Source organism: Ruegeria sp. YTSC192 (genome assembly GCF_059609705.1).
Genome location: NZ_JBXWMG010000015.1, coordinates 1 through 24,254, shown reverse-complemented (window position 1 = coordinate 24,254; position 24,254 = coordinate 1). Strand labels below are relative to the sequence as shown.

18 protein-coding genes and 2 pseudogenes are annotated in these 24,254 nt (G+C 56.9%); 11 read left to right on the top strand and 9 right to left on the bottom strand.

All coding sequences use genetic code 11. The features are described 5' to 3' along the window. Positions 1 to 67: 67 nt before the first annotated feature. Entirely contained in the window at positions 68 to 1,645 is a 1,578-nt protein-coding gene (locus tag AC2FD8_RS18220; RefSeq protein WP_496858580.1) for a DUF5928 domain-containing protein, read from the top strand. A gap of 36 nt (positions 1,646 to 1,681) precedes the next feature. Here AC2FD8_RS18220 and amaB read toward each other — a convergent pair whose 3' ends face one another. The 4 genes from amaB to AC2FD8_RS18200 all read right to left on the bottom strand — a co-directional run bounded on the left by amaB (position 1,682) and on the right by AC2FD8_RS18200 (position 7,873). Further along, on the bottom strand, positions 1,682 to 3,178 hold the full coding sequence (gene amaB, locus AC2FD8_RS18215; protein ID WP_496858610.1) for an L-piperidine-6-carboxylate dehydrogenase: 1,497 nt from the start codon (positions 3,176 to 3,178) through the stop codon (positions 1,682 to 1,684). Between the two features lie 18 nt (positions 3,179 to 3,196). Beyond that, positions 3,197 to 4,303, bottom strand: a complete 1,107-nt coding sequence (locus tag AC2FD8_RS18210; RefSeq protein ID WP_496858582.1) for a saccharopine dehydrogenase family protein — start codon at positions 4,301 to 4,303, stop codon at positions 3,197 to 3,199. A 594-nt stretch (positions 4,304 to 4,897) separates the two neighbouring features. Next, complete coding sequence (locus tag AC2FD8_RS18205) at positions 4,898 to 6,037, bottom strand: phosphatase PAP2 family protein (RefSeq protein ID WP_496858584.1); 1,140 nt, start codon at positions 6,035 to 6,037, stop codon at positions 4,898 to 4,900. A 36-nt stretch (positions 6,038 to 6,073) separates the two neighbouring features. Continuing rightward, positions 6,074 to 7,873, bottom strand: a complete 1,800-nt coding sequence (locus tag AC2FD8_RS18200; protein WP_496858585.1) for an adenylate/guanylate cyclase domain-containing protein — start codon at positions 7,871 to 7,873, stop codon at positions 6,074 to 6,076. A gap of 106 nt (positions 7,874 to 7,979) precedes the next feature. On the opposite strand from AC2FD8_RS18200, the gene AC2FD8_RS18195 reads away from it, so the two are divergent. Together AC2FD8_RS18195 and AC2FD8_RS18190 are read left to right on the top strand one after the other, a co-directional pair. After that, complete coding sequence (locus AC2FD8_RS18195) at positions 7,980 to 9,281, top strand: S8 family serine peptidase (protein ID WP_496858587.1); 1,302 nt, start codon at positions 7,980 to 7,982, stop codon at positions 9,279 to 9,281. A 104-nt stretch (positions 9,282 to 9,385) separates the two neighbouring features. Further along, positions 9,386 to 9,649: pseudogene (locus AC2FD8_RS18190) on the top strand (transposase); the annotation flags it as partial. Between the two features lie 177 nt (positions 9,650 to 9,826). Here AC2FD8_RS18190 and AC2FD8_RS18185 read toward each other — a convergent pair. After that, positions 9,827 to 10,108, bottom strand: a pseudogene (locus AC2FD8_RS18185) (transposase); the annotation flags it as partial. Between the two features lie 119 nt (positions 10,109 to 10,227). Between AC2FD8_RS18185 and AC2FD8_RS18180 the strand changes: the two are divergent. From AC2FD8_RS18180 to AC2FD8_RS18165, 4 genes are all read left to right on the top strand, one after another. Continuing rightward, positions 10,228 to 10,428 (top strand): hypothetical protein, encoded by a 201-nt coding sequence (locus AC2FD8_RS18180; protein WP_496858612.1) that lies wholly within the window; start codon positions 10,228 to 10,230, stop codon positions 10,426 to 10,428. A 171-nt stretch (positions 10,429 to 10,599) separates the two neighbouring features. Beyond that, the gene (locus AC2FD8_RS18175) at positions 10,600 to 11,010 is read left to right on the top strand and encodes a hypothetical protein (RefSeq protein ID WP_496858589.1); all 411 of its coding nucleotides are present in this window, start codon (positions 10,600 to 10,602) and stop codon (positions 11,008 to 11,010) included. Between the two features lie 4 nt (positions 11,011 to 11,014). Then, a complete protein-coding gene (locus tag AC2FD8_RS18170) occupies positions 11,015 to 12,346 on the top strand; it encodes a hypothetical protein (protein WP_496858591.1) in 1,332 nt (443 codons plus the stop codon). Continuing rightward, positions 12,327 to 12,761, top strand: coding sequence for a hypothetical protein (locus AC2FD8_RS18165; RefSeq protein ID WP_496858593.1), 435 nt, complete (start codon positions 12,327 to 12,329; stop codon positions 12,759 to 12,761). Before AC2FD8_RS18170 ends, AC2FD8_RS18165 begins: the two co-directional genes overlap by 20 nt. A 459-nt stretch (positions 12,762 to 13,220) precedes the next feature. Here the strand turns inward: AC2FD8_RS18165 and AC2FD8_RS18160 are convergent, their stop codons facing one another. After that, positions 13,221 to 14,183 carry a LysR family transcriptional regulator gene (locus tag AC2FD8_RS18160; RefSeq protein WP_496858595.1) on the bottom strand — a complete coding sequence of 321 codons (963 nt, stop codon included), beginning with the start codon at positions 14,181 to 14,183 and terminating at the stop codon, positions 13,221 to 13,223. A 79-nt stretch (positions 14,184 to 14,262) separates the two neighbouring features. Between AC2FD8_RS18160 and AC2FD8_RS18155 the strand changes: the two genes are divergently transcribed. From AC2FD8_RS18155 to AC2FD8_RS18140, 4 genes are read left to right on the top strand one after another with little or no spacing between them, the layout of a single operon-like run. After that, positions 14,263 to 15,792: a trimethylamine methyltransferase family protein gene (locus tag AC2FD8_RS18155; protein ID WP_496858596.1), complete on the top strand. Its 1,530-nt coding sequence runs from the start codon at positions 14,263 to 14,265 to the stop codon at positions 15,790 to 15,792. Further along, positions 15,792 to 18,158: a GcvT family protein gene (locus AC2FD8_RS18150; RefSeq protein WP_496858598.1), complete on the top strand. Its 2,367-nt coding sequence runs from the start codon at positions 15,792 to 15,794 to the stop codon at positions 18,156 to 18,158. Before AC2FD8_RS18155 ends, AC2FD8_RS18150 begins: the two co-directional genes overlap by 1 nt. Continuing rightward, the gene (locus AC2FD8_RS18145; protein ID WP_496858600.1) at positions 18,155 to 20,533 is read left to right on the top strand and encodes a GcvT family protein; all 2,379 of its coding nucleotides are present in this window, start codon (positions 18,155 to 18,157) and stop codon (positions 20,531 to 20,533) included. Before AC2FD8_RS18150 ends, AC2FD8_RS18145 begins: the two co-directional genes overlap by 4 nt. Continuing rightward, entirely contained in the window at positions 20,530 to 21,843 is a 1,314-nt protein-coding gene (locus AC2FD8_RS18140) for an aspartate aminotransferase family protein (protein WP_496858602.1), read from the top strand. The genes AC2FD8_RS18145 and AC2FD8_RS18140 overlap by 4 nt, the downstream gene beginning before the upstream one ends. Before the next feature lie 906 nt (positions 21,844 to 22,749). Here AC2FD8_RS18140 and AC2FD8_RS18135 read toward each other — a convergent pair. From AC2FD8_RS18135 to AC2FD8_RS18125, 3 genes are all read right to left on the bottom strand, one after another. Then, positions 22,750 to 23,367, bottom strand: coding sequence for an SCO family protein (locus tag AC2FD8_RS18135; protein WP_496858604.1), 618 nt, complete (start codon positions 23,365 to 23,367; stop codon positions 22,750 to 22,752). Further along, positions 23,364 to 23,816 (bottom strand): copper chaperone PCu(A)C, encoded by a 453-nt coding sequence (locus tag AC2FD8_RS18130; protein WP_496858606.1) that lies wholly within the window; start codon positions 23,814 to 23,816, stop codon positions 23,364 to 23,366. Before AC2FD8_RS18130 ends, AC2FD8_RS18135 begins: the two co-directional genes overlap by 4 nt. A gap of 65 nt (positions 23,817 to 23,881) precedes the next feature. Further along, entirely contained in the window at positions 23,882 to 24,001 is a 120-nt protein-coding gene (locus tag AC2FD8_RS18125; RefSeq protein ID WP_496858608.1) for a hypothetical protein, read from the bottom strand. Between the last annotated feature and the right edge of the window lie 253 nt (positions 24,002 to 24,254).

The following is a 24,254-nucleotide window of genomic DNA, read 5'->3' as shown; positions in this document are numbered from 1 at the left end:
TTTATTCAATCGCTCATCGTCAGTATCACGGGAGCAAACGGGCAGAAACGGAAATCGCGTAATCCAGATGGCAAAGATTGCCTACATTTTGCTGTGTCACAAAGACCCCGACGCGATCATCGCGCAGGCTGAGCAGCTGACCGCCGTCGATGATTGTATGGCGATCCATTTCGACGCCCGGGCAAAGGCATCGGACTATGACCGCATCCGCACCGCACTGAAAAACAACCCCAACGTCACCTTTGCCGCCAAACGCATCAAATGCGGCTGGGGAGAGTGGTCTTTGGTGCAGGCCACCCTACTTGCCCTGCAAGCAGCCGAAAGCGCGTTTCCGCGTGCCACGCATTTCTACATGCTGTCCGGCGATTGCATGGCCATCAAGACCGCAGAATACGCCCATCGCTTTCTGGACGAACACGACAAGGATTTCATCGAAAGCCACGACTTTTTTGCCAGCAACTGGATCAAGACCGGCATGAAGGAAGACCGGCTGATCTATCGCCACTACTTCAACGAACGCACACAGCCCAAACGCTTTTACACCTCTTACGAGTTGCAGAAACGCTTCAACATCACGCGCGACATCCCTGACGATATCCAGGTGATGATCGGCAGCCAATGGTGGTGCCTGCGCCGCCGCACGGTCGAGATGATTCTGGATTTCCTGAAACAGCGGCGCGACGTGATCCGGTTTTTCTCCTCTACCTGGATTCCGGACGAGACCTTCTTTCAGACGCTGGTCCGCCATCTGATCCCGAAGGACGAAGTCGAAAACCGCACCCTGACTTTCCTGATGTTCTCGGACTACGGGATGCCGGTAACCTTCTATAATGATCACTTCGACATGCTGCTGGGCCAGAACCACCTGTTTGCCCGAAAGATCAGCCCCGAAGCGCATGAGTTGAAAGAGCGCCTCGGCACACTTTACGCCAGCACCGGTGTCGATTTCCCGATCTCGGATGAGGGGCGCAACCTCTATGCCTTTCTTGCCGGGCGAGGGCGTGTGGGCCGCCGGTTTGGTCAGCGGTTCTGGGAGGCCGGTAATACGCTGGGCCCAGAGCGAGAGCTGTTTCTGATCGTTTGCAAAAAGTGGCATGTGGCAAAGCGGTTGGTGGATCAGATCGCTTCGATCACCGACATCCCCTGCGTCGAATACCTGTTCAACGAGCAGGACACTCCGTTGCCTGATCTCGGCGGGATCGAGACGACTCTGACCAAACGCTCACGCCACAGGCGGGCGGTTGTGCGGATGCTGTTCGATCATTTCGGATCGAACCGGCTGGTGTTGTGCCTTGATCCGGCCAATCTGGACGCCATTCAGGATTTCTGCGGCGACGTTGCCAAGACCCATGTGTTGGAAATCGAGTGTCAGTATTCCGACGACTACCTGATCGGCCATGCGCGCCGTGTCGGCCTGGCGGGTGAAAACAGCCCATCCGAGACCGTCTCGCGCCTGCTGCCCACGCTGCGCAATGATCTGGCACACGAATCCGAGCAAATCCGTAAAGCCGGAATTGATGGCTATCTCCGCCTGCGCGAGACATCGGATCGGGCCGAGAATGAGGCCGCAATCACCAAGTTCCTCGGGGTGAATTCCGAGACAGCCCAATCCATTATGCAATTGGGCTACCTGTTCTCAGATTGACGGCCCGGCGGCGCGATCATGTCGCCGGACGTGCGTTCAGATGTCGAACTTCACACCCTGCGCCAGCGGCAGCTCTGCCGAATAGTTCACCGTGTTGGTCTGACGCCGCATATAGGCCTTCCACGCGTCCGAGCCGCTTTCGCGTCCACCGCCGGTTTCCTTTTCACCCCCGAACGCGCCACCGATCTCGGCACCGGACGGGCCGATATTGACGTTTGCGATACCGCAATCCGATCCGGCTGCGGTCAGGAATTGCTCGGCCTCGCGCATGTTCAGGGTGAAGACGCACGAGGACAGGCCCTGCGGCACACCGTTCTGGATCTCGATGGCCTCGTTGAAATCGTCATAGCCCATGACATAGAGGATCGGCGCGAAGGTCTCGGTTTTCACCGTTGCTGTCTGACCGGGCATCTCAACAATGGCAGGCTCCATGTAAACGCCACTCGGAACGCCCTCGGTGACGCGCTTTCCGCCAAAGACCACGCCGCCTTCGGCTTCGGCGGCTTTCAGCGCCGCTGTCATCGCCGCGCCCGAGGCCTCATCGACCAGCGGGCCGATCAATGTGCCCTCGGCCATCGGATCACCAATGGGCAATCCGGCATAGGCTTTCTTCAGACGTGCGACCAGCTCATCCTTGATCGAGTTGTGGACGATCAGGCGACGCAAGGTTGTACAGCGCTGACCCGCCGTTCCAACGGCCGAGAAAACAATCGCCCGCACCGCCATTTCCAGATCGGCCGACGGGCCGACAATCATCGCGTTGTTGCCGCCAAGCTCCAGAATGCACTTGCCGAACCGCGCCGCCACAATCGGCGCAACCGCTCGGCCCATACGCGTCGATCCGGTGGCCGAGATCACTGGCACGTCTTCGCTGGCCACCAGGGCCTCACCCAGAGCAGCGCCGCCAATCAGCGTTTGCAGCAGGTTGTCGGGCGCATCCCCGAAGCGGGCAAGCGCACGTTCAAAGATCTTCTGGCAGGCCATCGCGGTCAGAGGCGATTTCTCGGACGGTTTCCAGATCACTGGATCGCCGCAGACAAGCGCCAGCGCCGCGTTCCACGACCAGACCGCAACCGGGAAATTGAAGGCCGAGATCACGCCGACCGGGCCCGCCGGGTGCCATGTCTCCATCATCCGGTGGCCGGGACGTTCCGAGGCTATGGTCAGACCATAGAGCTGCCGCGACAGGCCAACGGCAAAGTCGCAAATGTCGATCATCTCCTGCACTTCGCCCAGACCTTCCGAGGTGATCTTACCCGCCTCCCAGCTGACCAAAGCGCCCAGATCGTCCTTGGCCGCCCGCAGCTCCTCACCCAGCAGACGGATCAGCTCACCCCGCCGTGGGGCGGGAACAGTGCGCCACGCTTTAAAAGCGGTTTTGGCATTGGTCAGTATGGCCTCCATTTCAGAGGCTGATGTTTCATGTACTTCGGCCAGGGTGTGCCCATCGATCGGAGACCTTACCGCCAATGTGCCGCCTGTCAGCTCCGCTGCGGTCAGGTCCAGATTGGCCAGAGTGGTTTCTGCAGTCATCACAACGTCTTTCATCTTTTACGCCGCCTTGTTCTGTGGGGTTACGTCGCCCGCCCGGTAGAGCTGGCCAAATTCGGTGTTCAGGAAGTCGGACAGCTTCACCTGCTCTTGCCGGACAAAACCGGTCGAGGGCAGAACGCCCGTACGCATCAGATCAACCACGCCCAGAACGCCCGCTGCAGTGGTGACCTGAATTGCGCTCCAGACCTGTCCGTTGATCTCGCGCGCGAAGCTTTTGTTGATCAGGGATTTTTCGCGCAGCGTACCGTCGATTCTGCCCCTGGCGGTGCAATAGACAAGCACAACATCCTGATCGGTGCGCGGCAGGGCGGCCTCAAAAATCCCTTTCAGAAGATCGCGGCGTTGACCCAGCCCCAGATCGTTCAACAACAGTTTCAGGATGTCGCAATGACCCGGATACCGGATTGAACGATAGGACACCGCCCGTGCCTTGCCCTCGAGAGTTTCGGGAAGGGTTCCAAGACCGCCTGAGGTGTTGAAACATTCATACTCCACCCCGTCATGGCCCAGAACTTCATAGTCTTCCAGCGGGGCGGTCTTCACCCGTTCGCCGTTCACGATGGCATCGCACGGGTTGCAGTATTCGTTGATCAACCCATCGGTCGACCAGGTCAGGTTGTATTTCAACGCGTTGGTCGGAAAGAGAGGCAAGGCCCCGACCCGCATATGCAGGCTGTCGATCTCATCAAACTCAGCCGCCAGCGATGCCCCCGCGATCCCGACAAAACCGGGCGCCAACCCGCATTGCGGCATGAAAGCGGTCTTGCTGTTTTCCGCCAGAGCGCGCACGGCATTCGTGGCCGCGACGTCTTCGGTCAGATCAAAATAATGCGCCCCGGCCTGCTGGGCGGCTTGCGCGATATTCGGTGTCAAAAAGAACGGAGCGGCTGAGATCACCGCGTTAAACGTCTTTAGCCCTTGCGACAGACCTTCAATATCCGAGGCGTCAATCTGCTTGGTCGCCACGCCCATTTTGGCAATATCGCCCAAGGCCTTGAGATCATGATCCGCAACCGTAACGCTATAGTTTGGCGACCCCTTCAACAGCATGGCAATCATCTGTCCGATCTTGCCAGCCCCGACGATGCAAATTTTCCAGCTCATAACGCGCCTCCTCATTCTGGTTTTCAATCCAGAGTGGCGGAGAACATCGTCATTCTGCAGAGGACAGATTGACGAAACATCGGAGTTTCACGACGATTTGTCGGCTATTACTCCGTATTGACGACGCTGGTGCAGAGCTTGATTCAAGAGGATTCCTCCAACGCGACAAGAACCGCAGGCGACAGTTCTGCACAAGCCGCTGCTGCTTAGTGACAACAGGTCGAGTTACATCTCGGGTGAGTTGGCAGATTGACTAGAAGATCGGCAGATGGATCACGTCCGTGGCTTCCAGCGGGGATGGACTACGGCAGCGGGAGGCTGTGGCAGAGTTATTTCCTCTGAGGAAGAAAGCATGGCAATTAACAACAGAGTAAACTGCGGGTGATTGAACTATCAGGTCGGAAGGAAAGCGCTGCCTCGCCCAAAGGTCATTGTTTAACAAAAACCTATAGCGAGTTGGCCTAGTTTTGCCCAAGCTGAGCCGTATGACGACAGTTCTCCCACAATCCAAACTAGCCGCTACTTGCGTCACCGTCGTCAAAAACAAATATTAAGTTGCGGTCAGTGATGCCACTTCCTAAGTACGCTTTGTCGCTATGGCCATGGCTTGCGCGGCTGGGACATTGGCCCGGCGTCCCATTCCCGTCGCGCATTTGTCATAAGTTCACCAATACGACCAGCACTACGAATGATCGACGCATATGCGGCGTGCGCCAACCGCCGACCGGCTTCACTGTCGGAGGGAAAATGCAATCCAAGAATCTCACGATTTCTGGAAATCCGGTGTGCCATGTCAAAGAGTGGATTTACCCGTCCCGGCGAGATCGTGACGTTAAGGATCGGGGTAGGCTCCAGTTTTTCCGCCATGGCTGCATTAAGTAGCAGCGCTGTTAGCCACGCTTGAGTTGCGTGCCCGCTTGGGAAGGAAGAATGCTCCGGTGGATCGATAGGTGGCATCAGGGTTGGGCACAACTGCGAAGGGCGCGGGCGATTGTAAAATGCCTTGAACAGCATGGCTAAGTGAGTACCAGCTTCGATTGCGAACGCCACCAACTTTGCGGTGTAGGGATGGGTGATGCGATTGAAGGTTATGATCCCGCTGAAACACTGGTCGATCGAAACCGCCTGCTCAAGCGCCTCATCCAAAACCCCTGCCCGGTACTCAATGAGGCCGACCAATTCGACAAGCTCCTGATCAAGGAGGATTGGCATACCAATCAGTGTTGGATCAGGCCAAGCCCGCAGTTCTTCATAGGGTGCATCAGCCAGAGCGACCGGATCGAACTTAAACGGACCAGCCTGGGAGGCGGGAAAACCAAGCTTATCAGGCCGACCTGAGACCGGAGCCCACGCCTGAATTGCCCGATCAAATTCAGGTAGCAAACTGCGGGCGTAGTTGTATGGAGCCCAATGCGCATCAGTCCAAGATCCGACAATCTTTAAGTTATAAAACTCGTGCAGATGCAGGGGGCGATCCGTATTAATATCACCACCTGTTCGGTGGGTAATTTTCGGATCGACGTGAGGCCAAGACTGCCCACGCCACCACCAAAGGTTCGGATTTTTCGATTTTGGATCATTAGAGGGCAGGATATCTGCGGTTATCCCCAGCACCCTCCCACCGCCAGCACCGCCGGCAGACCCCGTCATCGAGGAGTTCGAATTGTTGGAGTTGTTCGAATTATTGGAGTTATTGGAATTGTTGGAGTTATTAGAGTTATTGGAATTGTGCATTTTACTTCCCCCTTAAAAAAACTGATAAAAACTCGCCTAATTCGGTAGTCCAGACGCGCGAAGGTGCTCTAACCATGCCAGTTGAAGCTGTTCGTCTGCAAATGTTGAATGCGCCGTTGCGTATTCATCTACGCGGAAAGCAGGAGCGTACTGCAACAAAGTGTCTGCCGCGTCTTTTGCTTCAGTTGAATCGCCCTCTGCAGCAAGCGAAGCCGCCAGCAATCGCAACGATGGTAGGTGCCCGGCTTGTTCATCAAGAGCTCGGCGGGCCCAGTACGCAGCGCGCGCGTAGTTTCCGGCCGAATAATGTGCAATCGAAAGCCAATCAAACTCCCGAAACGGGATTTGGTCGAGTGGTATAAGTTGATGTGCCTGTTCAGCGTACTTCACCGCATCTTGTCCGCGACCAACATACGCCATGGTTCCAGCAGAAATCATGAGCACAAAAGTGTTTCCAGGTCCGATGTGCCTAGCCCGCTCCATCAGGGCCAAAGCCGCCTCGTGATCGCCGAGCATAAACGCCTTGGTTTGAGCAAGGACCGCAATCGCTTGTGCATTTGTGTCATCTAGTTCCACCGCGCGTTTCGCATCTTTTTCTGCGGCGGATGTTGCAAAATCACGGTCTTGAACCCATCCCTGAACAACCATCATGATCCACCAAGCGGCACGCCAACAATGCGCTGCCGCAAAGTTTGGGTCGTCTACAATTGCCTGATCCAGAAACGCGCGCGCTTCTGTATAACTTTCACGCGTCAAATGCCTCATCAAGTCCAATGCTTTGAGCTGACAGTCATAGGCCGAGAACACTTCGGCAGGCTTACGGAGCGCACGGTCCAATTCGGCGTGGCGCACATGCGGAGCAATATTCGCAATAATTTCCGCCACCAGCTGATCTTGTTGATCAAAAATTTGATCCTGCTCAATCTCGGAACGTTTTGACAACATGGTCGCGCCGCTCTCGGATTCACTTAAAGTCACCGATAACCTTATCTTCTTATTTTGGCGTCTAAAGGTACCCTGAAGAACATAACGCACACCCAGAACGCGCCGCGCCTCCCTTGGATCGATCTGGCAATCCCGAAAACCGAGGGTGGACGCTCTCGCAATCACCACCATTTCATGCAAACCGGAAAGGGAACTAATTAAGTCCTCGACAAGCCCATCTGAGAAGTATCTGTCTTCGTCCGTTGCGCCGAGACTCTCAAATGGCATTATTGCAATGGATGGTATTTCATCTCCCGCGCGTGACCCGCTCGTGGCTGTTTCCAGATCCGAGTTCAGAGCATACGCGCGTACTGGTCTTTCAAAACCCTTAAGAGCAATGAACCCGAGGTCGCGAACCTCTGACGAACGCGACTCGCGGATGAACTCACAGGCAGCGTGAGATAGAATCACAGAATCTGCTGCTGCGGTTTCTTGTAAGCGTTTGGCCAAATTCACGCCATCGCCGAAGACGTCATCGTCAGTAAACAGAACAGTAGAAAAATTAATTCCTATACGAAACCTCAACCCGTTCCATCGGGGATGGCCTGATGACCGATCTGCAATCAAGACCTTATGAATATTCTCAGCAAAGGCTACGGCTGACTTCACGCTTTTGAACGTCGCAAGCAACCCATCGCCCAAGTTTTTCCGTGTTTTTGCATCAAGTTGCTCCAACATCGGATATGCTATGGACGTCAAGAAATCATCAAGCACCGCAAAAGCGTGATCTTCATTTTTGGATGTCCACGAGGTAAAACCAACGGCATCCGCAAACATGATCGCCGCAAGTCTTTTTGCAGGATCTTGAGCCGCAGATTCTGTGTTCCAGCTAAGTAGCGTTTGCTCAACCATATCCGCTTACGGGCCAAAAATTGATAAACAGACCTCTTTTCTTTACACTAATTTCAAGGATTTTTCGACCAGAGCTTAAATTCCGCTCATTTGTGAGGCCACGGCCATGTCCCAGATTAACAGATACATCATTTGGCGGGGAATCTCTGACCCAGATATTATCGACTGGATTGACAATCTCGAGCGGGCAGAATTGCTTATCGCAGAAACGGAAGACTTTGTCGTCGCACCAGCAACTGAGGACGAGGTGCGCAACGTTTTCAACAGGTTTCTAATTGATGGCCAAATCATTGCACCGGACGTGACGGTGTCCGGAGGAGTCACCGTCGCGGGTGAGTTCTTGGTTGGAATTGATGCGCCGATCGATTTTGCAGATTACAACGGACGGCGTAACATTCCGCCCGGACCTGCCTCATTTGACCGGTTTGGCGCCGAGAATCTGATAGATGCCTCTGCAATCCGAAACTTTGCCTCTTCGGGTGCACAACGCGTGAATGTCGTGATTGTGGATGGGGGTTTGGACGAAGACTATTTGAAGTCGATTGGGTATTCTAACCCTTTGATTTCTCTTCAAGGTCCTTTGGTTAATAGGAACCCGACATACGCACGGCAAAGCCGGAGACACGCTAACGCTGTGGCCCGTAGCATTCTTTCGATCGCACCGCATATACACCTTATCGATGCGCCCATCTTACCTGATCGTATTGATCATGTCGGTAAGTACACTTGGAATGTACTCGACATGGTTCTTAGGTTGTGGAAATTGATAGGCGAACGTCCTGGCGAGGCATGGGTTGTGGTGTGCGCTTGGGGTCTACTGGCTCGCAAGTATGACCGCCCCCTTGGTACTTATGCGGACAGCCACAAACATCCGCTGTCATCACTCTTTAAATTCCTTGTAAAAAATAATGTCGATGTTGTCTTTTCAGCTGGCAACAGTGGTCAATTTTGGCCCGATTTGAGAAGCGGGTACATGGATCGAGGCCCCTTCCTAAGCATTATGGGATCAAACGGTTTGCCGTCTGTTCTTACCGTTGGTGCAGTGGACGCTACCGGAAGATGGATCGGAGAGAGTTCTCAAGGGCCAGAACCTACTGGGCTGCTACCTATTGGCACCAAGACCCAACGAAAACCAGATATCTGTGCTCCAACGTGGTTTTGCGAAACCCACGACAGACACGCTGCGCTGACTGGTACTTCCGGCGCTTGTGCCGTCGCTGCTGGAGTCGTCGCCGCTGTAAGAAGGCGCAGGAGCCCAACGGCCCTGAAACCTGCTGAACTAATTGAAAAAATTCGCGATTCAGCTAAAGTTGTCGGTTATACCAAACGAGATGACCGCGCAACACCCGCCGAATGGAGAATGGGATCAGGAATAATTGACTGTGCAGAGCTCATAAAAGTACTTTGACGATTTTCTCAATTGCGTATGTTTGGATTAGGTTCTGGATCCATTAATTTTGTTGCCGCTAGTTCGGTTGCATGATTCAAGTCCCCGAGTTTGAGGGGTGTATCGTGAGCAACCTATTCTCGCTGACTGACAAACAGATGGCGCGCCTTCAGCCTTACGTTCCAAAGAGCTATGGCAAACCGAGAGTTGATGATCGCCGTGGTTTGAGCGGGATTATCTTCATTAACCGCAATGGGTTGCGATGGTCCAATGCTCCTCGTGAGTATGGGCCACCAAAAACGCTGTACACCCGGTGGAAGCGATGGAGCGATATGGGTGTGTTCGCCAGGATCATGAACGGTCTGGCTGCGGCGGGGACAAATCACAAGCCAAAACTGAAAAATACATAATTTCATTGACTTACACATTCAGGGTCCGGCCTGATCTCTGAGTAGGTAACAGTGAAGTAACTACGCCGTGCTACCCGGAAAGCCTGCAAGCAGAGATCAAAGCCAATATCGACCGCTTGGCGCAAAGTGATCTGTTCAGCGAAGTCGGTCCTGACAAACCGCTTCGCGGAACCAGTCCGCATCATAACCGCGATCACCCGGCAACCAATCAGCCGATGGCAGACTGTTCACCAGTGCCCTGGCTCCCGTATAATCGCTGACCTGCCCAGCGGATATGAAGAAGCGGATGGGGCGTCCGACACTGTTGGCTACGGCGTGCAACTTCGTATTCATGCCGCCCATGGTACACCCGATCAGTCGACCGCCCCCCTTTTTCAGCCGCAGGCTGGACGCCGTGCGATGCACTTTTAGGTAGGTTGCATCAATCATGATGGTCTTTGGGCCGACTTCGCGACGGATGACAAAGGCGGCGATGCCATCAGCCTTTTTGCCTATCTGAACGGGGTGCAGCAGGGACAGGCCGCCCGTGCACTGGCCCAGCGTCTGGGAGTGCAGGCATGAACGCGCTACCCGACCTTCGGCACCCGACAGCTGGTACGGCTGACAGCCAGCATGTTTACCGCAACAAAACGGGTGTGCCCGTGCTGGTTGCCAACCGCTATGAGGGCAACGGCAGGGGCAAGTTCTTCCTTCCCTATGACGTAAACAAGGAAGCGTGGAAGGCCGTCGCGACCGAAGACGCAGACTGGAACTTCTAAAGGCAACAGGGGGAGCCACAAGCTTCCCTTTTTCTTTTGTATTATCATAATGAGACTTATGTCTGCGCCTCGGATGTGCATTAAGTCCCTGTAAACAAACATATTGATTCAACAATGAAACCCATTAAGCTCGGCTCAGTCTACCGAGTTTTTTTGTTTTAAGGACACAATATGCCAACACCAGAAGACTACGAGCTGGAATACAGCTACAACATGCTGGCCGTTGAAATCCCCGAAGACACATCTGTCATAGACGAAATCTACAAGACAGCTTCTGCGGAATTCGCATCCTATGAAGCTGGTGATCTGCGCAGTGTCATCCTGGAGGACGGTCAAACGCGATCGTTGGGGATCGTCGCATTGTTCCGGGGTATGGAGGACGTATTTCAGCGTCATGCACCGGACACGGAAGATGAGGCGAAGTGGTTCGAATTCCGCCACCAGTCTGTCACCGGAAAATCTACAAATTTCTCCAGATCTTTATTCATTGCTCTCCGCCTCGCACAGGAAGACCCATCGGTTTTCAGTGATGAACTGAAGAAGAAGCACAAAGAACTATTCGCGACGCATTTTAAGGACTGAGTACATGTTTTTGACGATACTATTGGTGATCTCCTTGGGATGCCTGGCTTGGTTGGCCAAGGAGAAGAAAGTTCTGCACGCATGGATCGTCGGCGGCCTGCTTGCTTTGGCCCTGTACACCTGGGTTGATATTCAGTGGCCGTTCCTGACCGGTGTGGTTTTGCTGATTGCGGCCGGGGTCGGGGTTGTGAACACCATGAAGACCCAGAACGGGGGTTCCTCGTCATCGGTGAACAAAGCCGCTGGGACCACGCAAGGGGCCGGCAAGCGTACGGCTCAGCAAGGACTACCATACACAGCCACCAAGCCGTCAGGGCTTCCAGAGGGCTGCAAGTTTTTGCTGACACCAACCAGGCTCGAATGGGAATACTTCTTTGCTGATTGTTCCTTTGCTATCGCATATGCAGGTCGCAAGATGGTGGTTCCAGAAGGCTCTTTGGTCGTTATGTATCCCACAATCGAGGAGACAGAGGACACCAAGTTTCAGGTGGGTCGCATCACCTTCTATGCCCCGATGACAGCCAATGTCTGGAAGCAAGTCGCATGGAATGAACATAAGATTGTCGAAGAGTATCTTCAGGAGACCGGAGAGGAACTTGGAGACGCCAAATGGCTTGCTGGTGAGGTCCATTACCTCAATCTGGATGAGAACTGGGATTACGCCCATTTGAACGGCGGCAGCGCCATGTATTGGGGCCCAAGTATGGCCGGTATCCAGATGCCAGAGAGTGTTGAAGGCAAGGGGTACTCAAGCCTGACTGCTGAAGCGATGGTCGACGTTGAGCTTCAGGCACAGGATTCAGGAGATAACCTCATCGGGATCAACCCGGCCGTGATGATGCGCAACGTGGGGAACGATGGTGTTCTGGTCTCTGCTCGCGCCATCCATGATCACTTCTTTAAGGCCGAGCAAGGCAATGGGGCCAGTGCGTCTAACGAGGAAGGTATTCCAGAGGCATTGAAGACTGATGCTAAGGCGGAGAGCGTACCCAAGCGTGACTTCCCGGTACAGACTGGCAGGCTGGTGGATCCACTGGGTATCCAGATCGGTGGCACGTACATGTCCGGTGACGGAGAACTGACCGTGGGTCTGGGCGAGAACGTCTCAGTTACGGATCGGGGCCTCAACTACAAGGTTGGTGGCGTGACCTTCGGAGACAAAGGTGCCACGACGGATGTCATGGGTATGGAAGTCAATTTGTCCAAGACCAATCCTTTCGACACCAAGAAGAAAGAAGGGAAGATCATGACGGCGTTCGGTGAAAAGGACGATACCGAAATGACGCTCTTTGGTCCCAAAAAGAAGAAAAAGAAAGGTGGCGGTTTCTTTGATTGAGAGCTGCCATCCCAAGTCATTTTCCCAAGGGAGTTTGGTAACGATGTCCTATTTTTGGAAAACATTGGCTGCTGTGGCCATAGTCTCACCGGTTGTTGCTGAAGCGCAGGAACTCCAACAAGGAACCTATCGCGGCGACACCGAGTACAACACAACGGTTGTTGTGAATATCCAAGGCAAGCGCGCGACAGCTTCGATCCTGGCCAACGGTTGCCTTGGTGTCGTTGAGGGGAAACTGGCACGCAATGATGCCGGTCAACTCTATCTGGTCGATGATCTCTACAACGAGACACAGTGCGCGATTGCAATCATCCCGGACAGCACCACCAGCTTCCAGACAGAACAAGGGCCTGAATGCAGCTACCATCATGGCGCGGCTTGTGATTTCAACGCCTACGTTCGATTGCAGCAGTAGTATTCGCGCAATTCTTTTGAAGACGTGATTTGTGAGTCAATTTGGTTTTTTGGCTTTTTGCAGAGTCTTGACCAAGACATATCGTACTACGCAACCGTCTGCTCCAAAAATCGGGATTTTGAAGTCTTGGTACTGTAAGATTTGTAAAACTCTAAGGAGCGGACAAAGCCGACTTGTGCGCCTGCGGCCATTGCTGACGCAGCATTTACTTGCAGGCGCTGCACAATTCACGCTGCAGTGCAGCCGATGTTGCCAAACTGGACGTTTGTTGGTTGAGATTTGACCCAAGTCAAAACCGAGCTTTCGCCACAACCTATTTCGATAAACCAGACGCGGGACTTTGCCGTCAATCAACTTTGAACTATGGCTGATTTGGCATTTATTCTCGTTTGTGGCATCGGCTCTCTTGCGCTGCAGAGATTGTTGCGAAGAGGCCGTGATTGAACTGTTTAGCCAGTGTCACCCGCGATCCACGTTCAACTCGGCGATGTCACCCATCTGCTGTGCGATTTGTTGGAACAGTATTCTGCCAGACGTCTCAGCAAACACCTTTGGTAGATCCTGCAACTCTCCTTTTCTAGCAACCACTGTTAAAGTCCGGGAGAGGCCGGAAACGGGGAGTTCCAACAGCTTGAGCCTCATGTTTTCCACAAGCCCATCAATCAGCAGCGTTGGTGTCAGCAGGCTAAACCCCTGACCGGCAGATACACAGGATGTGACCATACTTGAGCGATCTGCCTGAATGACTCTGTCAGGTTCGAACCTGAGTCGACGCAGGTGTTGAGCAATCTGGCGTCCCGCGTTTGTGGTGTCTCCGAACCGCACCAGCGGCAGCTGCGATTGAATCGCCTCAAGAGTGTCTGTCGGACCATCATAGGTCTCAGGAAGCACCAGCAGGTATCGTTCACTCAGCACTTGGTGACGCTCCAACCCATCCATATCAAGGAACGGGTTCGAGGTGATCGCCAGGTCTGCTTGTTTGGTGCGCAAGAGGTGTTCGTGATTTCCACTTTGACCGGCGTGCAGCATGATGTCTTCGATCTGAAAGTCCTGCTGTGCAAGATCAATCAAAGCCGGTGTCAGTGTAGTTGCGATTGACGCTTGCATGCTGACACGCAGAAGGGTCAAAGGGTTCTGACCTACATGGCGCAATTCGGTTTCCATATCTGACATGGCATGCAGAATTTTCTGGGCTTTGCCATGCAGGCGCGCACCCGCATAAGTCAATCGCGCCGGGCGGGTGCTGCGATCCAGCAAAGTGGTATCGAAGGCCTTCTCAAGCGCTGTGATATGTTGCGAAGCTGCGGGTTGTGAAAGGTTAAGTAGTTTTGCCCCGGCCCGCATCTGTCCTGTCTCCGCAACTGCAACGAAGACTTCAAGCGAGCGCATCAGGCTTGGTGACAGTTTCCGGCGATCCAGCATAACGCATCCTTAGTATAAGAATAGTTTATACTGGTCGTATTTTCTTGGTTTGTGTCAAGCTCTGGTCAAGAGTTCTGGCATGACACGTCAACGCACTTCTCGCCGCCGCAAACCTGCCAATCATCTTGGAGCGCAGGAGCCGCGCACGCCTTTCATCCTGCGCAGGCTTTCAACCTTCAATGTGCTGAGCGAGGCGGGGCTGGAGCAGATCGAGGCCAATGCCGATACCATCCTGTCCGAGACCGGAATGGAGTTTCAGGACGACCTCGAGATCCTGCAGATTTTTGCAGATGCCGGGTGCGATGTGGACGGCACCCGCGTGCGTTTCTCCCCTGGCTTTTGTCGCAGGACCATTACCGCTACCGCCCCCACTCAGTTCACACAGCATGCGCGCAATCCGGCCAACAACGTCCAGCTTGGCGGCGATGCCAGCGTTCTCTGCCCCGCATGGGGCCCGCCCTTCGTGCATGATCTGGACCGGGGGCGGCGCTATGCATCGCATGAGGATTTCACAGATCTGATCAAGCTGCATCATACACTGCCTTGGTTGCACCATTCGGGCGGTGTGGTGTGCGAACCGGTGGACCTACCCGCGAACAAACGCCATCTGGACATGCTTTATAGCCATATCCGCCATTCTGATCGTGCCTTTATGGGGGCGTTCATCGGCGCTGAGCGGGCTGGTCACGCAATCGACATGGCCAAGATCGTCTTTGGCGAAGAGTTCGTGAACCAAAACCCGGTGCTCTACTGCGTCTCAAACACCAACGCCCCGTTGGTGATGGACAGCCATATGTCAGGCGCGCTGAAAACCTATGCCCGCGCCGGGCAGCCCGTGGCCTGTACCCCTTGGGTGCTGACCGGGGCCATGTCGCCCTCGACCGTGGCCGGAACGCTGGCGCAAGTGTTGGCCGAAACCATGGCGACGATGGCCCTGACACAACTGGTCAATCCCGGCGCGCCCTGCCTGATGGGCAGCTTTGCATCAACGATGTCAATGAAATCCGGCGCGCCCACCTTTGGCACGCCGGAAGCCGGGCTGATGGTTCTCGCCGCCGGTCAACTCGCGCGCCGTCTAGGGGTGCCGCTGCACACGGTGGGCACGCTCAGCGCCTCGAAACTGCCCGACGGACAGAGCCAGCAAGAGGCCGTCTGGGGCCTGATGATGTCGATGTTTGCGGGTGCCAATCTGATCAACCATTCCACCGGTTGGCTGGAGGGCGGGCTGGTGACCTCGTTCGAGAAAACCATCCTCGACCATGATATCTGCGGCAAGATCGGGCGCTTCTTCAACGGCATCGACATGAGCGAGAATGCACAGGCGATGGAGGCGATTGCTGCCACCGGCCCCGGCGCGCATTTCCTTGGGTCCGAGCATACTCAGGCCAATTTCATGACCGCGCTGTTCCGCCCATGGACGCCCGATGACAACTCGTTCGAGCAATGGCATGCCGATGGCGAGAAAGATGCCGCCACCCGCGCCAACGGGATTTGGAAAGAGCGTCTGGCAGGTTATGAAGACCCCGGCCTTGACCCCGAAACCGACGCCGCGCTGCGCGACTACATCGCCATGCGCAAGGCCGAACAGCCCGACCGGGATTATTTCTGATGGCGCGCATCGTGATCATTGGTGGCGGTGCCATCGGGCTCAGCATTGCCTATCATCTGGCCAAACGCGGCGCCGATCAGGTGACGCTTCTTGAGCGCAATCAACTGACCTCGGGCACCTCGTGGCATGCGGCGGGCATTGTCGGCCCGCTGCGCGCCACACCCAACATGACACAACTGGCTATGGCCGCGCTGGAGGTCTTTCCGGCGCTTGAGGCCGAGACCGGCATGTCCACAGGGTATCGTCAGACCGAGGGCTACTGGCTGGCTCGCGAGCCCGCCCGCCTTGATGAGCTGCGCCGGATTGCCGATCTGGGTCAGACGCAAGGCCTGAACCCCCGTGTCATAGAAGCTTCCGAGGTTCCTCTGCCGCAACTGGAACTGAGCAACCATGTCGGTGCGCTATATGTGCCCGAGGATGCCAATGTGAACCCGGTCGACTTGTGTATGGCCTATGCCAAGGGCGCGCGGGATCGGGGCGTGGTGATCCGCGAAAACACCGGAGTTCAAAACTTGCGCAAAGAGGGCGGACGTATCACTGGCGTCACCCTCAACGACGGCACCGAACTGGGCGCCGATCAGGTGGTCATCGCTACTGGTGCCTGGTCGCGTGAGCTGGCCGCCAGCGTTGGTGTGGCGCTGCCCCTTCAGGCGGTCGAGCATATGTATGCGGTGACCGAAGCCATCCCCGACCTGCCCAATCCCTTCCCGGTGATCCGCGATCTGGATCGGGGAATTTATATCAAGGGCGACGCGGGCAAGCTGGTGATTGGCGGCTTTGAACCCGATGCCAAATGCTGGGATGCTTATGGCCCCGAGGGCGACCGCCCCTTCCTGGAAATGGCCGAAGATTGGGACCAATTCGCCCCCTTCATGGAAGCCGCGCTGGAGCTGTGCCCGATGCTGGAAACCACGGGCATTCAGCACTTCATGAACGGACCGGAAAGCTTTACCGCCGACACGCGGCCCTTGGTGGGTGAGACCGAGATTGACGGGCTGTTTGTGGCCGCTGGCATGAACTCGGTCGGTGTGATGTCCTCGGCCGGGATCGGCCGCGCGATGGCCGATTGGATGGTTGATGGCACCCCCCCGATGGATATGTGGGAGGTCGATATCGCCCGCGTCGATCCCGCCACCGCGACGCCCAAGCACATGGCCGATCGGATGCAAGAGGCCGTCGCCGACCTCTTCAACCTGCACTGGCCCTATAAGCAACCCAATTCCGGGCGCGGGCTGCGCAAAAGTGCGTTGCATGACCACTGGGCCGCGCAAGGAGCACATTTCGGCCTCACCGCCGGATGGGAACGCGGTCTTTATTACGGCGCGGCGCGGGAATACTCCGTTGGCGCGCAGGGCTGGTGGTCGCTGGCACGGGCCGAAGCGGCAGTGATGGATCAAGGCACGGCTTTGATCGAGCTTTCGCCCTTCACCAAGCTAGACATCACCGGTCCCAGCGCGCTGGCGGCGCTCAACCACCTGACCACGGCGCAAATGGATGTGCCTGAGGGCCGTGCGGTCTACACTCAGATCGTCAATATGCGCGGCGGGATCGAGATGGATGTGACCGTGACGCGGCTGGGGGCAGAGGCGTTCCACCTGACATCGGGCGCCGCCACCCGTGCCCGCGATCTTGCCTACCTGCGCCGTCACCTGACGGGTGATGTCACACTCCGCGACGTGACCGAGGATTTCTGCACCATCGGCGTCATGGGCGCGGGCAGCCGGGCGTTGCTGCAAAGCCTGGGTCAGTTGCCCGAGATGGCGTTCGGCCATGCTGCCGAGGCCCGCTTAAACGGCACTCCCTGCCGGACCACCCGCGTCAGTTTCGTAGGCGAACTTGGCTGGGAACTGACGGTTGCCAATGCTGACGCCCCAGCGCTGTTCGATGCGCTGATTGGCGCGGGTGCGAAACCCCTTGGGCACTATGCGCTCGATGCTTGTCGTCTGGAAAAGGGCTTTAAACATTGGGGGCATGAGCTGGGGCCAGAGATCACGCCACTGGAGGCGGGGCTTGGCTTCACCATCAACTGGTCCAAGGATTTCGCAGGCAAGGCGGCGCTGGAACGTCAAAAGGCTGAAGGCGTCTCGCAACGTCTGATACTGCTGAGCGTTGAGGGCGAGGCCCTGATGCTGCATGACGAACCTGTTTTCGAAGGCGACAGCCATGTAGGGCTGACCACCTCGGGCGGAAGGGGGCCACGCACGGGGTTGAACCTCTGCTTTGCCATGGTCGCGGTCGCACCGGGCGAGACGCTCACTCAGACCTGCGAGCGGAAATTCACGATCCGGGTCGCCGGGCAGGACTACAGCGCAGAGCCGCTGCGCCGTCCGCCCTTTGATCCCTCAGGCGAAAGGATGCGCGCATGACAAAAGCGCAGGTTACCATCATCGGGGGCGGCGCCATGGGCGTGTCGCTGATGTATCATCTGGTCAAGGCCGGTTGGTCCGATGTGCTGCTGGTCGAGAAAAACGACCTGACCCACGGCTCGACCTGGCACGCGGCGGGGCTATGCACCCATTTCGCCCATAACCCGACGATTCAGGAGTTGCGGGCAACCTCGGTGCGGCTCTACCGCGATATCCTGCCCCAAGAGACCGGCCATGATTGCGGCTTTCACCGCTCGGGTGCGATGCGCATCACCCGCAACCCCGACCGCATGGACGAGTTCCGCCATGTCGCGGGCCTGTCCGAGTTCACCGGTTACCCGCTTGAGGTTCTGACGCCCGACCGCATTGCCGAGCTGCACCCGCTCGTAAAGCTCGACGGGTTGTTGGGGGGTATCTATGAACCCGATGACGGCCATGTCGATCCCACCCTTGCCACAAATGCCATGGCCGATGTGGCGCGCAAAGGCGGCGCGCAGATCTGGCGCAATTGCCCGGTGACTGCCATCCGGCGCGAGGGCGATCATTGGCTGATCGATACCCCCAAGGGCGAGGTCACCTCGACCCATGTGGTCAACGCTGCGGGCACCTGGGGCTGGGAAATCGGGCATATGATGGGGCTGAACATCCCCTCGGTCCCCGTGCTGCATCAATATCTGGTGACCGATACCGTAGGCGTGGTGGCCGACCGGATTGCCCGGGGCCTGCCCGAGCTGCCGATGATCCGCGACCCGGAAGAAAGCTGGTATGTGCGTCAGGAACGCGATGGGCTGATCCTTGGACCTTACGAAAAAGAGGCGCAGGTTTGGTCCGTCGATGGCGTTCCGCCGGAATTTGGTGCTGACCTGATGCCGCCCGATCTGGACCGGGTGGAACATATCATCATGGCCGCGATGGAGCGCATCCCGGCGCTGGAAACTGGCGGAGTCAAATCGGTGATCAACGGGCCCATTACCTTTACCCCGGACGCCAACCCGCTGATCGGCCCGGCCCATGGATTGCAGAACGCGTGGCTGTTGACCGGCTCAAGCATGGGCGTGATGGAGGGCGGCGGCGCGGGCTGGTTCCTGGCCCATTGGATGACGCATGGCGCGCCGCCGATGGATGCTCTGGCGGTAGATAGCCGCCGGTTCGGGTCGTGGGCAGATCGGGACTATCGTGTGGCCAAAGCCATTGAATGTTTCGGCCTGCAATTCGGCGTGCACTACCCGCATGAGGAACGCCCCGCCGGGCGGGGTCTGCGCCTTTCCCCCCTGCATGAGCTGATGGTCGAACGCGGCGCGGTGATGGGCGCGGCCCATGGCTGGGAGCGGCCCAACTGGTTCACCGATATGCCCGGTGCCATAACCGATGAGACCTTCCGCCGCGCCAATTGGTTCGATGCCGTGGCCGTCGAAGTTGACGCCGCCACCAACCGCGTGGCCATGGCCGATCTGTCGGTCTTCTCGAAATTCGATGTCACCGGGCCGGATGTCGCGGGCTTCCTTGAAGCGCTTGGGGCCAATCGCGCCGTGAAACCGGGGCGTATCGGTCTGACCCATGCGCTGACACCGGCGGGCGGGGTTTTGTCGGAATTCACCGTCACCCGGCTGGCCGAGGATCACGCCTATCTGACCTCAGCCGCGGCAGCCGAGGAAATCGACCTCGACCAGCTGACCAAGATCGCCGCAGCGTTCGACGTCACCGTCACCAACCGTTGCGAAGACCTAGCGGTGATCGGCGTCATGGGGCCGAAATCGCCCGAGGTATTGCCAGAGCTTGCCGCCATGCTCTGGCTCACTGTACAGGAAGCCGAAGTTGCCGGGATCCCTGTGCGCGCCCTGCGGGTCTCCTACATAGGGGAATGCGGGTGGGAGCTTCATGTAGCGCGCGACCAGGCCGTCGCGCTCTTCAGCAAGCTCGAAGAGGCCGCCAAACCCCATGGCCTTGGCTTCTATGGGGCCTATGCTGCCAATTCGATGCGGCTGGAAAAGGGCTATCGCGGGTGGGGCAGCGACCTGACCACCGAGCGCAGCCCGCTTGAGGCCGGATTGACGCCTTTCGTGCGCAAAGACCTGCGCGCGGGGCTGGCCCGCGAGAACGCCTGGGACATGGTGTTGTTGGAAGTTGAGGCAGGCGAGGTTGATCCCTTCTACGCCCATACCATTTGGCACGACGGCCAGCCGGTGGGCATCGCCACCTCGGGCGCTTATGGCCACCGCACCGGCAAGGTGTTGGCGCTGGCCTATCTGCGTGATGCAACCGCGCGCGACGGGCTGACAATCTCGATCCTCGGCCAGCATCGTACTGCGACCATTCTTCCCGAAGCCCCCTTCGATCCAAGCAACTCACGACTGACAGCCGGAGCAAACACATGACTGATCACCCCCTGCACACCGACTGGGATTTCTCGAACACCGCAGCCCGGCGTGATCAGTACTACGCCGCCTCGCTGACCCGCTTTACCCCCTTCCGCGAACCGATCGTGTTCCAGAAAGGGCAGGGACAGTATCTGTGGGACACGGATGGGCGCAAATATACCGACCTGCTGGGCATGAATGTCTGCATCTCGGTCGGCCATTCGCACCCGCGCGTGGTGGCGGCTGCGACAGCGCAGGCCCAAGAACTGACCCACTGCACTACCATGTTCTACCACCCCATGCCCGCCCATCTGGCCGAGGAACTGGCCGCGACCATGCCCAAAGGTTATGACTGGGTGGTGCATCTGACCAATTCAGGATCTGAGGCGGTCGACCTGGCCATGACCATGGCGCGAACCTATACCGGCAATCTCGACCTTCTGGCGCTGCGCACGGCCTATCATGGGCCGACCGCTGCGGCGCAGTCGATCACCGGCATCTCGGGATGGCGTCACCCCGGCATGCCCGGCAACGTGGCCTTCGTGCCCGAACCCAACCAATATCGTGGCATCTTTGGCGAAGGCACACAGCCTTACCTTGATGAGATCGACCGCACCATCAACACGGCGACCTCCGGCAAGGTTGCAGGCATGTTCGTCGAAAGCGTGCAGGGCTATGGCGGGATCATCGAAATGCCCAAAGGCTACATGTCCGGCGCTGCCAAGAAAGTGCGTGCAGCGGGTGGGCTTTACATCGCTGACGAGGTGCAGTCGGGCTTTGGCCGCACCGGCGCCAATTTCTGGGGCTTCGAGGCCGATGGCGTGGTGCCTGATATCGTCGTCATGGCCAAGGGTCTAGGCAATGGCTTCCCCATCGGTGCGGTTGTCGCTAAGAAGCACATCGCCGAGCCGATGGCCGAGAAATTCATGTTCCATACCTATGGTGCCAACCCAACCTCGGCCGCCGCGGCGCGCGCTGTGCTGGCCGTGATGCACGACGAGGGCCTGCAAGAGAGCGCCGCTAATGTTGGCGGTAAGCTGCTGGAGCGCCTGCACGACCTGAAAGACAAACACAAAGCCATCGGCGATGTGCGGGGCAAGGGTCTAATGCTGGCGGTGGAGTTCGTCAAGGATCGTGATAGCAAAGAACCCGACCGGGAGATGACCACCGAGGTGTTCGAGGCCTGTCGCTCCCAGAGCATCATTCTGTCGAAATCCGGACCGTTCCAGCAATGTTTGCGCATGGTGCCACCGCTGTGTCTTTCCATGGATGACGTTGATCAGGTGACCAAAAGTCTTGATCAGGCATTGGCCGACGCCGCAAGTTAGCAGGCATGCAGACCTTTGCGCATCCCATTGAAATAGAGTTTGTAAGCGACCAGTAAATTGTGGCGCCAATCTTCGCGGCCCTGCGCATCAATGACCGTTATCCCCGCCACATCGCAGCGTTGCGAAGCTTGCAGATGCAGCACTTATTGTGCTGCGCGCGCATGCAGCGAGAAAACGAAATTCACAGTGTGGGCTCAGTGTCGCCATTTTCTGCGGCTTGCATTTTTGACTGGAGACAGCCCAAACTGGACATTCAAAAGTGAGCTTTGCAATTTCCGAGAGGCGAACGAAGCTGCTTCTAGCTATCTGATCTATGTGCATCGTCTAGTTCGTGCGACCTAAGTCCAAAGCCGATATACTCCGAGGCAAAAGTGTTTCCGTTCAGCGTCGTCAATTCGACCTCTGCACATACACTTAGCGTGTGCACCAAGTAGGATAAGGACGATATACAGCAACATCGCAAAAGCGCATCTATGCGTATTGCAGCATCGGTCGATTTGGCTCATGGAACGGCCACTTATGAGAAAAGCGCTTTCTATCTCGATCTCGTATGATCCCGGACTTGGGTCGCTGACTAAGGGCGAGGCAGCCGACATCTTTGATCTTGCGCCCCACGCCAAGGGTTAATGGTGTCCTTCGTCAAGGACGCTGATCAGGAAAGCTGCGAAGTATGACAGCGCAATGATCCCGGAAATCCCCACAACAGCCAGTCAACTCGCTTCCATCGCGGAGCCGAGATATCAGCCGGACCACAGCAGGAGGCCGCCGGGATATCATGCGTGGTCGCGCTGGTTTTCGCCGCACTGCCGCAGCAACCGGTCAACCGCTCGGGCGCGATGATTGGGGGCTGGTCTCTTGCATGATCGTGTCCTGCGGAATGAGGTATTTTTGAGGGTCTGTTCAGGCCTAACCCGTCACCGGCTGCGCGCGGTCGATGGCGCGAAGGATCTTGGGCACCGCGAATTCACGTGGTTCGTGGAAATCTATGATCGATCTCCACGCGCCTTTCGCATCGAAGACAAACACGCCCGCCGTGTGGTTCATGGTGTAGTCTCCGTCTTCCAGTTCGACCCGTTCAAATTCGGCACGAAACCCGCTTGCGGCGCGTGCGATCTGATCCGGCTCACCCGTCCAGCCGCGAATGGTCGGGTGGAACCAGGTGACATATTCGGCCAGTGCGTCAGGCGTGTCGCGTTCAGGGTCAACGCTGATCAGGACAACATTCATGCCCTCTGCCTGAGGTCCCAGTTCATCCAGCCATCCCGAGATATCGGCCAGAGTGGTGGGGCAGACCGCCGGACAATAGGTGAAGCCGAAAAACACCAGTGTCGGCTGACCAATCAGAGATTGCGGGCCAACGATTGCCCCATCGTGATCCGTCAGGCGAAACTGCATCTCGCTTAGGGCGCGTGGCAGCAGGTCGTTTACATCCTGCGCGCCGGGGCCATCCGTCCGCCACCAGCCGAAAGCCAGCATTGCGGCCAGCACCACAAGGCCAAGGACAGATCGGCGCAACCAGATCATTTCTTTGGACCTCGCGCCGCAAGGGCAAAGATCGGAATGTCGACATCCCGAGTATTGCCGTCTTCGAATTCCAGCGTGAGGGTAAAGCTCTCGCCTTCCGCCATGGGACGTTTCAGCATCATCAGCATGACATGAAACCCACCGGGCTCCAGCGTCACTTCTCCCCCCGGTGGGATCTCGATGGGACCGGCGGGAGCCATCGAACTGACCCCATTTGCGTCTGTCGTAGTGTTGTGCACTTCGGGTCGCCCGGCCAGATCAGTGGCAACACCTGTCAACACAACCGGGTCCTCACCCGTATTGCGCAGGGTCAGATACGCCGCACCGGGACGATTGACCCCGATCGAGGCGCGCGCCCATGGGTCAATGGCTTCAATCTTGGCACTCTGGGCGAACCCCGACGAAGTCAGAGCCAAAAATGTCAGAAATGCGGTTAGAAGAGCTTTCAAGGGTCAGATTCCTGTGTAGATGATCTCAGGCAGTGGCAATGACACATCCGATTTCAAGCGCACGATCATGCTCCGATTTCCCGTCGCAGATCCGTCAGGATATCTTCGCCGGTGGTTCCGTATTGCCAGAACGTCCGCATCTGGCCGTCGGGGGCAAACAGAAACAGTTGCGAGGCATGCGCCATCGTATATTGGTGTCACGTCACTCACATCGTTGAGCAGACCGCAATTAGATCACACTCTGCAAAACAGGTTGAAAGCGCCCGACCTAGCCCCTACCCGGGGTATCCCGTTTGCTTCCACAGTGCTTCCAGTGGTGGCGGTGCAAATAGAAACACCGCCCGGGGGCGGCTTGTTAGCTTTTGTTATCTGGCTCTAAATTTGGTTGCGGGAGTAGGATTTGAACCTACGACCTTCAGGTTATGAGCCTGACGAGCT